Consider the following 14,138-nt stretch of genomic DNA (forward strand, 5'->3'; position numbering starts at 1 on the left):
TCATGATATAATAGAAGCATTGTGAAAAATAAGGAGGTTCAAACATGATTGCTGTAAGTAATGTAAGTTTACGCTTCGGAGATCGTAAGCTTTTCGAAGACGTCAATATAAAATTCAACCCAGGTAACTGTTACGGATTAATTGGTGCTAACGGTGCGGGAAAATCAACTTTTATTAAAATCTTATCAGGTGACATTGATACACAAGAAGGTAATGTCATCATGAACCCGAACGAACGTATGGCTGTCCTAAAACAAAATCACTTCGAATATGAAGAGTATCCTGTTTTGGAAACAGTTATGATGGGTCATAAACGTTTGTATGAAGTCATGAATGAAAAGAATGCCATCTATATGAAAGAAGATTTCTCTGATGAAGATGGCATGCGTGCTGCTGAACTTGAAGGTGAGTTTGCTGACATGAACGGATGGGAAGCGGAATCAGAAGCGGCTATCCTTCTTCAAGGTTTGGGAATTGGTGAAGAATTCCACACGAAAAAAATGGCAGATTTAACTGGTTCTGAAAAAGTGAAAGTGCTATTGGCACAAGCTCTATTCGGCAAACCTGATGTACTTTTACTCGATGAGCCTACTAACCATCTGGACTTAAAAGCGATTCAATGGTTGGAAGAATTCCTAATCAACTTTGAAAATACTGTTATCGTCGTTTCCCATGACCGTCACTTCCTTAATAAAGTTTGTACACATATTGCCGATCTTGATTTCGGTAAAATTCAAGTGTATGTCGGAAACTATGATTTCTGGTATGAATCAAGCCAATTGGCATTAAAAATGTCTCAAGATCAGAACAGTAAAAAAGAAGAGAAAATCAAAGAACTTCAAGCGTTCATTGCACGATTCAGTGCCAATGCCTCGAAGTCTAAGCAAGCTACTTCTCGTAAAAAAATGTTGGATAAAATCGAATTGGACGATATCCGACCTTCATCACGTAAGTATCCATATGTAAACTTCCAAATGGGCCGTGACATCGGAAATGATGTATTGTCCGTTCAAGATATTACAATGGAACATGAAGGCCAAACATTATTTAAAAACATTCATTTCTCCGTAAATAAAGATGACAAAATCATCTTGATCGGTGATCCAATTGCAAAATCTTCTTTACTACGTGTATTGGCTGAAGAAGTGCAACCTGTTGAAGGTTCAATTCGTTGGGGTGTCACAACTACTCGTTCATACTTCCCTATCGACTACAGTGAATACTTCACTGGAAAAGAAAATTCTTTAGTTGATTGGTTACGCCAATATTCTCCAGATGACGAAAGCGAAACATTTTTACGAGGGTTCCTTGGACGCATGTTGTTCTCTGGCGAAGAAGTAAAGAAAAAACCTGCTGTACTATCAGGTGGAGAAAAAGTTCGTTGTATGCTTTCTAAAATGATGTTAGCCAACGCTAACGTTTTACTGTTGGATGAACCGACTAACCACTTAGACTTGGAATCAATTCAAGCACTGAACAATGGATTAATTGCTTTCAAAGGCGCAATGATTTTCACTTCTCATGACCATCAGTTCATTCAAACAATTGCTAATCGTGTAATTGAAATCATGCCTGATGGATCAATTTTGGATAAACAATTATCATTTGATGAATTTTTAGAGTGGAAAGAAGCACAAGGAATTAAATCATAATACAGATAAAAGTGCGAAGGAATTTCTCCTTCGCACTTTTTAATTTGATTTTTTTATAAATCGACCAAGTAATGATCGTGCAGGTAATTTACCGAGCAGCCCATCGCTGGTTTCGGAAATTTTTTTCAAGGCATCCAGTAACTTTTGATCACCAACCCAGTGCTCTTCCAGTATTTCAGGAGAAAATTTATTCAATAGTAAATTTACAACGAACGTGGCCACTATGATGTCATCAATAAATCCACCTGGCCCAATCAAACCTTCAGGTATTACATCAATTGGTGCAATAAAATACAAAATCCCACTTCCGATTAAAGCTTTGCTTTTCCCGTCAATGCGTTGATCCAGCATGGATTTTGTGAGCAAATGAAACAAATCAGGTGCAAATAATAAATACGGCGCAAATTTACTCGCACCACCTGAGCGTGTTGCTAAAAATGTGGTAATTTTTTCGCGTAATTTTTCATAAAAGTCCTGTTGTTTTCTTGGTGTAGGCAGTTCATGTTTCAGTTCATATTGTGTCATGATCATTCTCCTTCCATACCAGTTACTATACCAAAAAAACAGAAGGTTGAAACGTTTCGACCCTTTCAAACGTCTACTGTATAAATTACTTAGAGGAGGTCCATGATATGTCAGCATTCAAATTTCCCATAGTTTTGGTGTTAATGCTCCTATTAAGTGCTTGTAGTGAAAAATCTACAGATGACTCCCCTATTGACACCGGTACTCCATCAGACGAAATTCGAGAAGAAGTTCCTCAGACCGAAGATTCTGCTGAAGAAAAAATCGATCTAAAACGATTTTTTATGAAGGATGGATCTGTTGCAAAATATTTAGGTGACGGCAACGAATATGCCAGTTATCAGGCACGCACTCAATGGCACAATGATAATACAGTATCAGTATATGAGGATAACGGTGGCACAGTCGTAATCCGCACTTTTCGAATTACAGAGGATTCGATTCATTTAATTAAAGAGCAGGCTGAGTATTATGAAACATACTCTCCTACCGATGAAGAACTGCAGTCGTTGCCTATCATTTCCACAATTCTTCAAACACCAATTGAACCAGGAACAACGTTTGATGAATGGACAGTCGTAAGTATTGACCAAACACTTGATACACCATACAAAACGTTTGACGATGTCATTGTGTTAGAGAAAACGGACGAAAGTGGTGCGGTCCAACGTAAATATTTTGTTCAAGATTTCGGTGAAATCAAACGGGAATTTATCATGCAGGACAACGATACAGAATTCAGCGTGACTTCTACGCTTGAGTCTATAGACTGATTCATGCTGGATTTTATACAAGACCCTGTTAAATGGATGGCTGTATATCGTACATTTGCGCTTGCCGCATGAGCCAACAAGTATGAAAACCACATACTTGCAGTCTCATTCTTCGAAAGATCTGATCCAGCGGTTACTCGTCGCAAATGAAATCTTCGTTTTATTTTAATATCGACAACATTAATTAATATGGTGTTCGATAATCTGTTAATCATATTGTTAATAGTAAAGGAGTGCCACTACTGCGGTAAAACCCCGCAGTGAGTACAAAGGAACGAAGGCTAATAACGCCACCTCCCTGCTCCTGCGGTTACTCGTCGCAAAGAATAAGACTGCTCCTGCGGTTACTCGTCGCAAAGAATAAGACTGCTCCTGCGGTTACTCGTCAGAAAATGCAATTTTTGTGGCAACGCCTTCGCGACCAACATCCTGTTGGCCCGAGTAGGCTTGCTATTTCGTCCGCTGAAAGGGCACAGATTCCATTTTTAGACATCAACCGTGAAAGTTAACAAAGTCATATAAAAAAAAAGAAGAGGCAATCCGATTTCGGAAGCCTCTTTTACATTGTTAAATTAAACTTTAGTTACATTAGCAGCTTGTGGTCCGCGGTTGCCATCGACAACTTCGAACTCAACTTTTTGGCCTTCATCAAGTGTTTTGAAGCCATCTCCTTGGATTGCTGAGAAATGAACGAACACATCGTTTTCTCCCTCAATTTCAATGAAACCGAAACCTTTTTCTGAATTGAACCATTTTACTGTACCTTGTTTCATGAACAAAACCTCCAAAAAAATAAAGTTAACAATCGTGATTATTTGTTGTAAACCTAAAAAACCACACATTCAACAGTACCAGCAAACGCCAATCACTACTGAAAATATGTGAGTTCAGGTCTCCGGTAAAACAATTTCAATTGTTAAGAATATTATATCACTTGCCCAACATCTGTCAATTTTATTCTTTGTATTTTCATAGCTTTTTATGTCATTTACATTTGTTTAGGAATCCCATTAATGAGCCACAAAACGCCATGATACACTTGTAAATCATCATCACACGCTTCACAAAATTCCTGTTCGTCTTCTGTCCAGAAAGCCCAACAAGCTCCTTTTTGACTCGCTTCATTTGGATAAGATTTCCTGAGTTTTTCAAGCAGTGAATTCAAAAAAATACTCGCTTCTGCTTCATTCACAAACACCTTTTTTTCAATGATGGTTGCTTCCCAACCAGAGAACATCCACCATGGTTCGTAGCCAGCTTTCATATAGATGATTTCATTCATGATTAATCCATCCTTTTCTTTCAATCCTTAATCTCATTTTAGCAAACGATTTTCTAACGTCTAGTCATTCGCTCGTTTCTCTTTTCACCCTTTCATTTTTCAATAAACCTTATAACAATTCGAAATGATTGATAACTGGATAAAATTAATATAAGTTTAGTCATAACAAGGATGAAACCTTTTGTTGCGCCAACCGTATGTATTAGATAAGAACTCTTAAGGAGGGTTTCAACATGATCGATATAAAATATTTTATAACTCGACAATTTCTCGGTTTCCCTATATTTATAGGTAGTTGGATCGGATTTCAGTCAGGATTAAATTTAAACTTCATGCTTTCTGGCTTATTGGCGATTGGAACATATGCTGTCTCCAATCAAGTAATCAAAGTCGTTCAATCAAGGTTGATTGTTTCCAAATATGGTTTAACCTTTGCTGAATATCGACATATCAGAATGCAATTAAAAGAAGCGAAATTTAAACTTAATCAATTAAATGGATACTTCCTGAAAGTTCGCTCCATAAGAGCATTTAAGCAACTTTTTGAAATGAATCGTTTGGCGAAGCGTATTTTTCAAATTGTCAAAACCAATCCAAAAAAGTTTTATCAAGCAGAGCCATTTTTCTATGCACATCTGGACACTGCAGTGGAACTCACTTCTAAATATACTTTACTTGTTTCACAGCCAGTTAAAGCAGCAGATGTTCAAATAGCCCTTCAGGACACACGGGAAACTTTGCTGGAACTTAATCAGGTAATGGAACAAGACCTTCGACAAGTGTTGTCTTCTGATATTGAACATTTAAAAATGGAACTAGATTTCGCCAAAATCTCAATGAAGAATCATGCATCACCTTTACTATTGAAAGGAGAAACACCAGATGACTCAAAATCCATCGACTTCTAACCAAACGAAAACTATAGATGATTTACTTCATTCACCTTTTGATATGCAACCTCAAAAGATGTCACAAGATCCTATCAACGAAAAGCTTCCAGTAAAGATTTTGGATCGATTGTCCGAAGAAGAAAAGCAAAAAGCATTGGCTCTTGCTACTCAAATACCTGCAGGAAATTATGAAGCCATTCTCACATATGGAGCCAATGCACAAACGGAATTGTCTTCGTTTTCTCACCAGATGCTGGACCATGTGCAAAAGAAAGATATCGGTCCTGTAGGGGATATTTTGAAAGATCTGATGGACAAGCTCGGGCAATTAAATCCTGAAGAACTATCTAACCAAAAAAAGTCTGGGATTAAACGGTTATTCGGCAAAGTCTCCCGTTCTGTTCAAGAATTAATGACAAAATATCAAAAACTGAGCACTCAAATCGATAGAATCGGCATCCAACTCGAACACTCCAAACGTGGCCTGATTGAAGATGTTCAAATGCTTGATAAATTGTATGACCAAAATAAAGCGTATTTTCAAGCATTGAATATTTATATTGCAGCGGCTGAAATCAAACGGGATGAAATTCTAAATGAAACAATCCCTGCCCTGCGTCAAAAAGCGGAAGCTTCTTCTGACCAAATGGCTTATCAGGAAGTCAATGATATGGCTCAATTTTTAGATCGTCTGGAAAAGCGTCTATATGATTTACAACTTTCTCGTCAAATCACGATTCAAAGCGCTCCGCAGATTCGAATGATCCAACAAACAAATCAGACGTTAGCTGAGAAAATTCAATCATCTGTTATGACGTCCATTCCATTATGGAAAAATCAGATTGCCATTGCTTTGACACTTAACCGTCAAATGAAAGCTGTAGAAGCTCAAAAACAAGTAACCAAAACAACAAATGATTTATTACTGAAAAACTCCGAAATGTTGAAAATCAACAGTCTTGAAACCGCTAAAGAAAACGAACGCGGCATTGTAGAAATTGAGACGTTGAAACAAACGCAGGAAAACTTGCTGCAAACGATTGAAGAAACACTGCGTATTCAAGCTGATGGTCGTGTGAAACGTAAAGCGGCTGAAGTAGAAATTGCACGTATGGAAGAACAATTGAAACAGAGATTGTTAATCGTCCATCAAGAACAAGAAAACCGTCCTCGCTAATGAGGACGGTTTTTTATTGTGTCACTTTACTACGAGATATAACATTCGTCGCAACAGTCTTAATGTCTGTGTTGTGAACTCATCGACATTTCTGGCAGTTGCGGTTCTTGGCCCGAACATCATTTGAAATAATTGCATTTGTTCTTCCACAGGTTGCTCTGCACTTAAATACAAATGAAGCATATGAATCCCTTTTTTCTCGATTTCAATGACTGCTTCTGCTGTATCAACTATACCATTTGCGGCGTATCCATAAGCCGAAGGTTCTCCATCGGAAAAAAGCAAAAGAAATTTATGCTTCTCAGGGCGTTTCTGAAGTCTTTCCGCCATCCAGCGAATAGCCAAGCCATCCCGATTATCTTCGTGCGCTTCAAGCGATAGAATTTCAGCTGCATGATCCTTCAAACCGTCCTCCACTTGATGACAAAATAAAAATGTATTAGGTTGATTTAGTTCTGAGGCTTCATAAGCATCTTCATAGTAGGAAACTATATCATGCCGAATACCTAAATCCCGCAATACATCATGAAATAAAAGTACGGCTTTTTTCGTATCTTCCATTTTATCAATCATTGAAGCTGAGCTATCTATCAATAGGCCAAAAACCGCATCTAAAGGTAACGATGGATTATTTTTTTTATAGAATGGTTTTGGACGCTGTTCAGTTAACAATGAGGTTAGGTTCGGCATTAACCTACCTTTTGATAAATTTGTCCGTTTACTCGCTAGCTTTTGATCAATCCGTTTTCGCATTTCTTTTGTAAAAGCTTTCACAAACGGCTTTTGTTCTGCACGAATGGTTAAAATTTTGCTTTTCATCGAAGAAACTTCTTGAAGATCTATTCTTTTTTCCTCAATTGTCACGAATTGATGCTCATCACCGAATCGCTTGCCTGATTGTTTCGAGTATTTCTTTTCAGCACTACCATCTATTGTGGCATCTTGTTTCGATTTTTTATTGGAATTGGAAAAACCGACCCCTTCGCTTTGAATTTCATTGGAATCTTCCCCTTCTTCAAATCGGCCATTGTCTGTCTTCCCTTTATTTCCTTTTGATAAATCAAATTCTAAATGCGGCCCAGCCTGTTTCTCACTTTCACGATGCCACGACCTGAACATTTCTTCAATGGATTCCTTTGCAGTTTGATTGTCCGAATTTTGCTGATCGATTTCATGCTGACCTTTGGTTTCAAAAGCAGGTTCCATTAAGTTTTCATGTAGTGTCATGAACGTATGAGTCAAGTCCTTAGTCGACTCTTCTTCCAAGACATAGAGAATCTCCAGACAGATTTTGCAGCAGTCAGCTGTTGATTTTGCATCGTAAATAAATTCCCATTTTGCAAGGACTCTTTGGTAGTAGTCAGGATAATCTCCCGTTAACGCTGTGGCTTGCGAACCTTTACGAAGTGCTATATACAAATAATTAAATAGACTATCACTGATAAACCCTTTGTTGAAATTGACACTCATTTGCTGTTCATGGTAGGTCGTATAGACATCTTCCCTTACAGTAAATGCCTTGTCGGTACCGGGACGTTCTTGTCGGATCAAGTTGGAAAGTCTGAATTCTTCAGCACTCAAAGCGAGCTGCAAAGCAAATTCTTTTAGTGGAAAGTGCTCGACTTCTTTCTTGTATCGATCCCATGAAGGAAGATCAAAATGGCTCCAAAAACCAGCTGTCAGTAAATACAAATCGGACAGTTGTCCATTCTGCACAATATCAGGTTCCCGATGTTGCCAAAAATGGCTCATTGAAATCGCGCCTTCTTTCGGACGAAATTCCATCAATTTACGAACGGTCAATGTTAAATACGGTGCACGGCTTAATGCTCTCGCTAAATGTTCCAATTGAATCATTCGTCTTGCATTTACCGTTTCATTGTTAAATTGAATAAATCGATTGACTGATGACAATTAACATCCCTCATTTCACCCAAGTATTCGCGAGTTCCATGACTAATTCTTTTTCACTATCATCATCTAACTTCTCCGCAATGGCATAACGTATTGCACGAAGTGGATCAATGTGTTGAGCAAGTTCTGTAGCATCAAGTAAACTGCGAATGGAAGCAGCTTCTTCACTTAATAAACCATTTTGAACTTGAATGAACATATCTTCAGAGAGATGAAGCATTGTTTTTATCAGGTTATGTGATGCTTGAGGATATTCACGAACGAATAATTCTCGAAGGGGTTCACCGGTTAAATACGGGATGGCAAAAGAAATAAAACGATTTTTCAATGCTTCATTTAAAGGTGAAGTTCCGATATATCCCTCATTTATTGCGGCTATTACGGTAAAGTCTTTGTGTGCTTTCAACACTTCACCAGTATAAGGATTTGTCAGCATACGTCGGTGATCAAGGACACTATGCAGAATTGGCAAAGTTTCAGGTTTCGCCATATTAATTTCATCTATATATAAAATATGTCCGTATCTCATCGCCTTAATTACGGGACCTTCTACAAAATCAATATTAGTTTGTCCATTAGCCTGCACCAACGTTTTAAAGCCAAGAAGTGCTTCTGCATCCAAGTCAACAGAACAGTTGATACTGTGCATTGGTTGAGCGAAATACAATGAAATTGACTCAGCTAATTTCGTTTTCCCAGATCCTGAAGGTCCTTTCAGTAAAACGTTTTTTTGTAGTACAACACTCAGTAAAAGATCCTCCCATAAATGAGGTAAAGGTGACATATACCCACCTTGTCCGATCAATGTTGAATGATCTTCTGAATGTGTTCTCTGTTTCCGAGAAGTTTGTGATTGTAAAATCAGTGATTGTGCATCCAATTATTATTCCTCCTAAAGAAAAGCGTACGGCTCCCCTCTTCATAAACTAAGCTCTGTCCTACTTTTTCTATTGGTTATCGTACATTTGCGGTAGCCGCATGTTTCGCATTGGCCCAAATGAATTGTTGTTGCGTGGCGTTTTTAACCTTCGTTCCTTTGCATGCTAGGCGCAAATGCACTCAAACAAATGATTGTTATTTATTATGAACATTGTTTTACAAAATTTAATGTTATTAACATAATGGGAATAAGCATCACTCCTGCGGAAAAACGGTCTGGCGAGACCCCACAGTGAGGCACGAGTGAGGAGCTCGTCAGTTCGTCCGCGGAAAGGGCGCAGATTCCCAATTTTTTATATAAATCAATTGTAAAAGTTAGCATAGCTAAAAACAAAAAAACCGATGAAAGATTCATCGGTTATTCAAAATATTCTTTATAAAAGCCACCGATGTGACCACTATTATCTACAACGAAAATGAACTCTTCTGTTTCATTTTTTACTTCATATGATTTTCCGACAGTCAGTACATTCGATACAGAGAATTTTGCCGCGTTTGTATGAACGCAAGTGACTGTTTTAAGTGTAGGTGTCTCTTTCCAAACATTATGTAACATAATTCATCTCCTCAATTCTTACTCTCTCTAGTATAAGCATGCACTTAAAGATTATCAACAATCCATCATTCATAATTCGTTCAGTAGCCGGTGAAAAGTGTTGGCCAGGTTGACAGAAAGCTTTCCCAGGTAGACAGTTTGCCGCTCCAGGTAGACAGAATCGCTTTCCAGGTTGCACAAAATCAATTAAATGACAAAATCTCCTCAAGTTTGCACAAATCGAAACAAAAAAGCAGCTTCGCATAATTATGCGAAGCTGCTTCCTATTTCTTAAGACTCCAACAACAAGTCTTCAGGGTTTTCGATTAATTCTTTAACAGTTTTCAAGAATCCAACTGAATCTTTTCCATCGATTACACGGTGGTCATAAGATAGAGCCACATACATCATCGGACGGATTTGAACTTCGTCACCGATAGCTACTGGGCGTTTTTGGATTGTATGCATTCCAAGAATACCTACTTGAGTACCGTTCAAAATTGGCGTAGACATTAGAGAACCGAAGACTCCACCATTTGTGATAGTGAATGATCCACCTGTCATATCAGAAATTTGAAGCTTCTTGTCACGAGCTTTTTTAGCTAACTCGCCGATTGTCGCTTCGATTTCTGCGAAGTTTTTACGGTCTGTATCGCGAACGATTGGTACAACTAATCCTTCTTCAGTTGATACCGCAATACCTACATCATAGAACTGTTTCAATAGGATTTCGTCCCCATCAAGTTCTGCGTTAACATAAGGGTATTTCTTAAGCGCAGAAGTAACGGCTTTCGTGAAGAATGACATGAATCCTAAACGGACATCATGATCTTCAAAGAATTTATCTTTCTTGCGAGAACGCAAAGCCATAACATTTGTCATGTCGATTTCGTTGAAAGTAGTCAACATCGCAGTTGATTGCTTAACTTCCAACAAACGGTTAGCGATTGTTTGACGGCGACGAGACATTTTCTCGCGTTTCACACGGCTATCGTCTGCTTTTGGTGCAGCAACTGCTTTTGGAGCCGTTGGTGCTGCTGGTGCTTGTTTAGGAGCATTTGAGTGTGCTTCCACGTCTTGTACGCGAACGCGACCCATTGGATCTACAGTTGAAACTGCTTGTAAATCAATTCCTTTTTCACGAGCAAGTTTACGTGCAGCTGGACTTGCAATTGTGCGATCTGTTGAAGAAGATTCATCTTTAGCAACTGGTGCCGCTTGTTGTTTAGGAGCTGCTTCAACATCTTTTACTGGTGCGTCAGCTTCTGCAGGATCAGCTTCAACCGGGCTCTTAGTCGTGCTACCAGAACCTGAACCTTCACCAACAACAGCAATCACTTGGCCAACTTCGACTGTATCGCCTTCAGCAAAAAGTAGTTCTTGGACTACTCCTGCTTCTTCTGAAATGACTTCAACGTTTACTTTATCAGTTTCAAGCTCAACGATGAATTCACCTTTTTCAACTGTATCGCCTGGTTGTTTCAACCATTGTGCGATTGTTCCTTCTGTAATTGATTCTGCTAATTCGGGTACTTTAATTTCTGCCACTATATTTTCCTCCTCTAATCAATACGTTCTAAAGTGAAACGGCTTCTTCAATAATGCGGGATTGTTCTGTTTTATGTGTTTCACCATCGCCCTCAGCTGGACTTGAACGTTTCACACGTCCAATATATCTAACACTCTTCGTTCCAGCTAAATCACGTAAGTATGGATCTGCAAATGTCCAAGAGCCCATGTTTTGTGGTTCTTCTTGTACCCAAGCGATTTCTTTTGCATTTGGATAACGTTCAACAATTGCTTGAATTTTTTCAGAAGGGAATGGATATAATTGTTCAACTTTAATCAAGTGAAGATGGTCGAAATCCTTGCCATCTTTTACTTTATCAGCTAAATCAATCGCCATTTTCCCACTTGCCAATAAAATTCTTTCCACTTTATCTGTTTGCTCACCAAGACCTCGTTGTTCCAGAACAGTGTCAAACTGGCCAGTTGTAAGGTCTGCTACTTCAGCACCCACAAGTGGATGACGAAGCAATGATTTAGGCGAAACAATAATTAAAGGTCTCATCGTTTCTTCTCCAAGCATTTTCGCTTGTCGACGTAAAATATGGAAATAGTTCGCAGCACTTGATAGATTTGCAATTGTCCAGTTATTTTCTCCGGCCATTTGTAAATAACGCTCTAAACGAGCACTTGAATGCTCTGGGCCTTGACCTTCATACGCATGTGGAAGTAACATGACCAATCCGGATTTTTGACCCCATTTTGAACGGCTAGCAGAGATAAATTGATCAAACATAACTTGCGCCATGTTTGCGAAATCCCCGTATTGTGCTTCCCAAATGACTAATGCTTTTTCGTTTTCTAAGTTATATCCAAATTCATAACCGACAACCGCTGCTTCAGTCAATGGACTGTTGTATACCACAAATGATGCTTTTGCATCTGAAATATGGTGTAAAGGAACAAGTTCTGCTCCAGTTTTTTCATCGTGTAAAACAAGATGTCTGTGTGCAAAAGTTCCACGCTGAGCATCTTGACCAGTCAATCGAATCGGATTACCTTCTTGGATAATCGAACCAAATGCTAATGTTTCTGCATGCGCCCAATCGATTTTTCCTTTTCCTTTAAAAGGTTCTTCACGACGTTTAAGAATTTTTTCAAGTTTCTTAAATGCCGAGAATTCTGAAGGCCATGATAATAATTCAGCATTCATTTTTACAAGTGTTTCTTCTTTCACACCTGTAGGAACTTCCGGATATCCATTCAATACAACTTCAGGGATGACAATATCCTGATGTACTGCTTCAGGCACTTCTCTTACACGATCATAAGCAGCTTGCATTGTTTTTTGAACGTCAGTAGCAAGTTTTTTCACATCTGTATCTGCCACAACTTTATCAGCAACCAATTGCTTGCCGTATAGTTCACGTACAGTTGGATGTTTGTGAATAGCATGATACATTGTTGGGTTTGTTACCAACGGCTCATCCATTTCATTGTGACCGAAACGACGGTAACCGATTAAATCGATTAGGATGTCTTTACCAAACTGTTCACGATATTCAAATGCCAGACGTGCGACTGCAATTACTGCTTCAACATCGTCAGCATTAACATGGACAACCGGTACTTCATATCCCTTGGCAGGGTCAGAAGAATAATGAGTTGAACGTGAATCGTAATATTCTGTTGTGAAACCAATCATGTTGTTGGCAATGATATGAATTGATCCACCAGTTTGGAATCCACGAATACGGCTATAGTTTAACGTTTCCGTTACGATACCTTGACCTGGGAATGCTGCATCTCCATGAATCAACACGGAATAAGCTGCTTTTGGATTTTGAACAGGTACACCTGTTTTTGTCGTTTTTTCTTGCGCTGCGCGAGTTTGTCCAGTAACGATTGGACTAACTACTTCCAAGTGAGAAGGATTATAAGCAAGTTTTACTTTTAGACCAGATTTAGCAGTATGCGTTGCACCCATGTGGTATTTCACGTCGCCAAACCAGCCAGTCGTAATTTTCAATGAATCATCTTTTGGCAAGAACGATTCATTTGGAACATGTGCAAAATCTGCAAACATCATGTCGTATGGCTTGTTAATAATGTGTGTTAAGACATTTAAGCGTCCACGGTGAGCCATACCGATTAGAATTTGTTCCGTTTGATATTTTTCGGATTGTCGAACTAATTCATCAAGCAAGACGACTAAGGTATCCAACCCTTCAATCGAGAATCGTTTAGCACCGACAAAAGTACGATGGATGAATTTTTCAAATCCTTCAATTTCCGAAAGACGTTTAAGCAACGCTTGACGTTCTTCAGTCGATAAAGTTAATTTCATAGAAGAAGATTCGATTTTTGATTGAATCCACTGACGTTCTTGTGGATTGATAATATGAGCGAATTCATAAGCAATCTTATCCGTATAGAAAGATTTCAAATGCTCAATTACTTGCAAGCCATTTTGAATATCTTTTGGAGCATTTTTCATTAATAAAGAAGCTGGAATCTCGATAAGATCAGCATCTGTCAATCCATATGAAGAAGGATCCAATCTTGTTGAATCTTTTGGTCGATCATTTAACGGATAAATATCCGCAGCTAAATGACCATGTGCGCGAATAGCGTCAGCTAATTGTACAGCTGCCAATACTTTGCCTACATGGTTCGGATCAACTTGCCCAGCTGCAGAGAAATCGACAAGATTTTCATCTGTAGATGGAGCCCCATACTGTTTAAAAAGTTCACCTAGTTCTGCGTCAACAGATTCTGGTGATTGCATGAACGTATCGTACATTTCCAATACATAACCTAAATTCGGACCAGAAAGTTTAGTCCATGGTGACCCGTTCGGTGACCCGTTTTTTGACATTTAGAAAACCCTCCAACTTTTGCCAAGCGGCATTTCCTATTTCTATTTAATAATCTACATTATTTTA

Annotated in this window: 12 protein-coding genes; 4 read left to right on the top strand and 8 right to left on the bottom strand. The window is 38.6% G+C overall.

Annotated features, from left to right (window positions below):
* Positions 1 to 44: 44 nt before the first annotated feature.
* Positions 45 to 1,652 carry an ABC-F family ATP-binding cassette domain-containing protein gene (locus tag HMPREF1210_RS03875; protein ID WP_016427300.1) on the top strand — a complete coding sequence of 536 codons (1,608 nt, stop codon included), beginning with the start codon at positions 45 to 47 and terminating at the stop codon, positions 1,650 to 1,652.
* A gap of 39 nt (positions 1,653 to 1,691) precedes the next feature.
* Here HMPREF1210_RS03875 and HMPREF1210_RS03880 read toward each other — a convergent pair whose 3' ends face one another.
* The gene (locus HMPREF1210_RS03880) at positions 1,692 to 2,177 is read right to left on the bottom strand and encodes a YkvA family protein (RefSeq protein ID WP_016427301.1); all 486 of its coding nucleotides are present in this window, start codon (positions 2,175 to 2,177) and stop codon (positions 1,692 to 1,694) included.
* Positions 2,178 to 2,284: 107 nt separating this feature from the next.
* On the opposite strand from HMPREF1210_RS03880, the gene HMPREF1210_RS03885 reads away from it, so the two are divergent.
* Entirely contained in the window at positions 2,285 to 2,950 is a 666-nt protein-coding gene (locus HMPREF1210_RS03885; RefSeq protein WP_016427302.1) for a hypothetical protein, read from the top strand.
* A gap of 572 nt (positions 2,951 to 3,522) precedes the next feature.
* Here HMPREF1210_RS03885 and HMPREF1210_RS03890 read toward each other — a convergent pair.
* A complete protein-coding gene (locus tag HMPREF1210_RS03890) occupies positions 3,523 to 3,723 on the bottom strand; it encodes a cold-shock protein (RefSeq protein ID WP_016427303.1) in 201 nt (66 codons plus the stop codon).
* Positions 3,724 to 3,938: 215 nt separating this feature from the next.
* Entirely contained in the window at positions 3,939 to 4,232 is a 294-nt protein-coding gene (locus HMPREF1210_RS03895; RefSeq protein ID WP_016427304.1) for a DUF1033 family protein, read from the bottom strand.
* A gap of 233 nt (positions 4,233 to 4,465) precedes the next feature.
* On the opposite strand from HMPREF1210_RS03895, the gene HMPREF1210_RS03900 reads away from it, so the two are divergent.
* Both HMPREF1210_RS03900 and HMPREF1210_RS03905 read left to right on the top strand, forming a co-directional pair.
* A complete protein-coding gene (locus tag HMPREF1210_RS03900) occupies positions 4,466 to 5,140 on the top strand; it encodes a 5-bromo-4-chloroindolyl phosphate hydrolysis family protein (RefSeq protein WP_016427305.1) in 675 nt (224 codons plus the stop codon).
* Positions 5,115 to 6,299, top strand: coding sequence for a toxic anion resistance protein (locus tag HMPREF1210_RS03905; RefSeq protein ID WP_016427306.1), 1,185 nt, complete (start codon positions 5,115 to 5,117; stop codon positions 6,297 to 6,299). Before HMPREF1210_RS03900 ends, HMPREF1210_RS03905 begins: the two co-directional genes overlap by 26 nt.
* Before the next feature lie 21 nt (positions 6,300 to 6,320).
* Here HMPREF1210_RS03905 and HMPREF1210_RS03910 read toward each other — a convergent pair whose 3' ends face one another.
* The 5 genes from HMPREF1210_RS03910 to HMPREF1210_RS03930 all read right to left on the bottom strand — a co-directional run bounded on the left by HMPREF1210_RS03910 (position 6,321) and on the right by HMPREF1210_RS03930 (position 14,071).
* Positions 6,321 to 8,213, bottom strand: a complete 1,893-nt coding sequence (locus HMPREF1210_RS03910; protein WP_016427307.1) for a nitric oxide reductase activation protein NorD — start codon at positions 8,211 to 8,213, stop codon at positions 6,321 to 6,323.
* A 10-nt stretch (positions 8,214 to 8,223) separates the two neighbouring features.
* Positions 8,224 to 9,093 carry an AAA family ATPase gene (locus HMPREF1210_RS03915; protein ID WP_016427308.1) on the bottom strand — a complete coding sequence of 290 codons (870 nt, stop codon included), beginning with the start codon at positions 9,091 to 9,093 and terminating at the stop codon, positions 8,224 to 8,226.
* Between the two features lie 417 nt (positions 9,094 to 9,510).
* Positions 9,511 to 9,708, bottom strand: coding sequence for a DUF6501 family protein (locus HMPREF1210_RS03920; RefSeq protein WP_016427309.1), 198 nt, complete (start codon positions 9,706 to 9,708; stop codon positions 9,511 to 9,513).
* Positions 9,709 to 9,978: 270 nt separating this feature from the next.
* Positions 9,979 to 11,235, bottom strand: a complete 1,257-nt coding sequence (gene odhB / locus HMPREF1210_RS03925) for a 2-oxoglutarate dehydrogenase complex dihydrolipoyllysine-residue succinyltransferase (RefSeq protein WP_016427310.1) — start codon at positions 11,233 to 11,235, stop codon at positions 9,979 to 9,981.
* Positions 11,236 to 11,263: 28 nt separating this feature from the next.
* Positions 11,264 to 14,071 (bottom strand): 2-oxoglutarate dehydrogenase E1 component, encoded by a 2,808-nt coding sequence (locus HMPREF1210_RS03930; RefSeq protein WP_016427311.1) that lies wholly within the window; start codon positions 14,069 to 14,071, stop codon positions 11,264 to 11,266.
* Between the last annotated feature and the right edge of the window lie 67 nt (positions 14,072 to 14,138).

The sequence above is a fragment of the Paenisporosarcina sp. HGH0030 genome (assembly GCF_000411295.1).
Classification (GTDB): Bacteria; Bacillota; Bacilli; order Bacillales_A; family Planococcaceae; genus Paenisporosarcina.

Coding starts and splice junctions, on each gene's coding strand:
- HMPREF1210_RS03875 (WP_016427300.1), top strand. CDS start 45: ATGATTGCTGTAAGTAATGTAAGTTTACGCTTCGGAGATCGTAAGCTT.
- HMPREF1210_RS03880 (WP_016427301.1), bottom strand. CDS start 2,177: ATGACACAATATGAACTGAAACATGAACTGCCTACACCAAGAAAACAA.
- HMPREF1210_RS03885 (WP_016427302.1), top strand. CDS start 2,285: ATGTCAGCATTCAAATTTCCCATAGTTTTGGTGTTAATGCTCCTATTA.
- HMPREF1210_RS03890 (WP_016427303.1), bottom strand. CDS start 3,723: ATGAAACAAGGTACAGTAAAATGGTTCAATTCAGAAAAAGGTTTCGGT.
- HMPREF1210_RS03895 (WP_016427304.1), bottom strand. CDS start 4,232: ATGAATGAAATCATCTATATGAAAGCTGGCTACGAACCATGGTGGATG.
- HMPREF1210_RS03900 (WP_016427305.1), top strand. CDS start 4,466: ATGATCGATATAAAATATTTTATAACTCGACAATTTCTCGGTTTCCCT.
- HMPREF1210_RS03905 (WP_016427306.1), top strand. CDS start 5,115: ATGACTCAAAATCCATCGACTTCTAACCAAACGAAAACTATAGATGAT.
- HMPREF1210_RS03920 (WP_016427309.1), bottom strand. CDS start 9,708: ATGTTACATAATGTTTGGAAAGAGACACCTACACTTAAAACAGTCACT.
- HMPREF1210_RS03930 (WP_016427311.1), bottom strand. CDS start 14,071: ATGTCAAAAAACGGGTCACCGAACGGGTCACCATGGACTAAACTTTCT.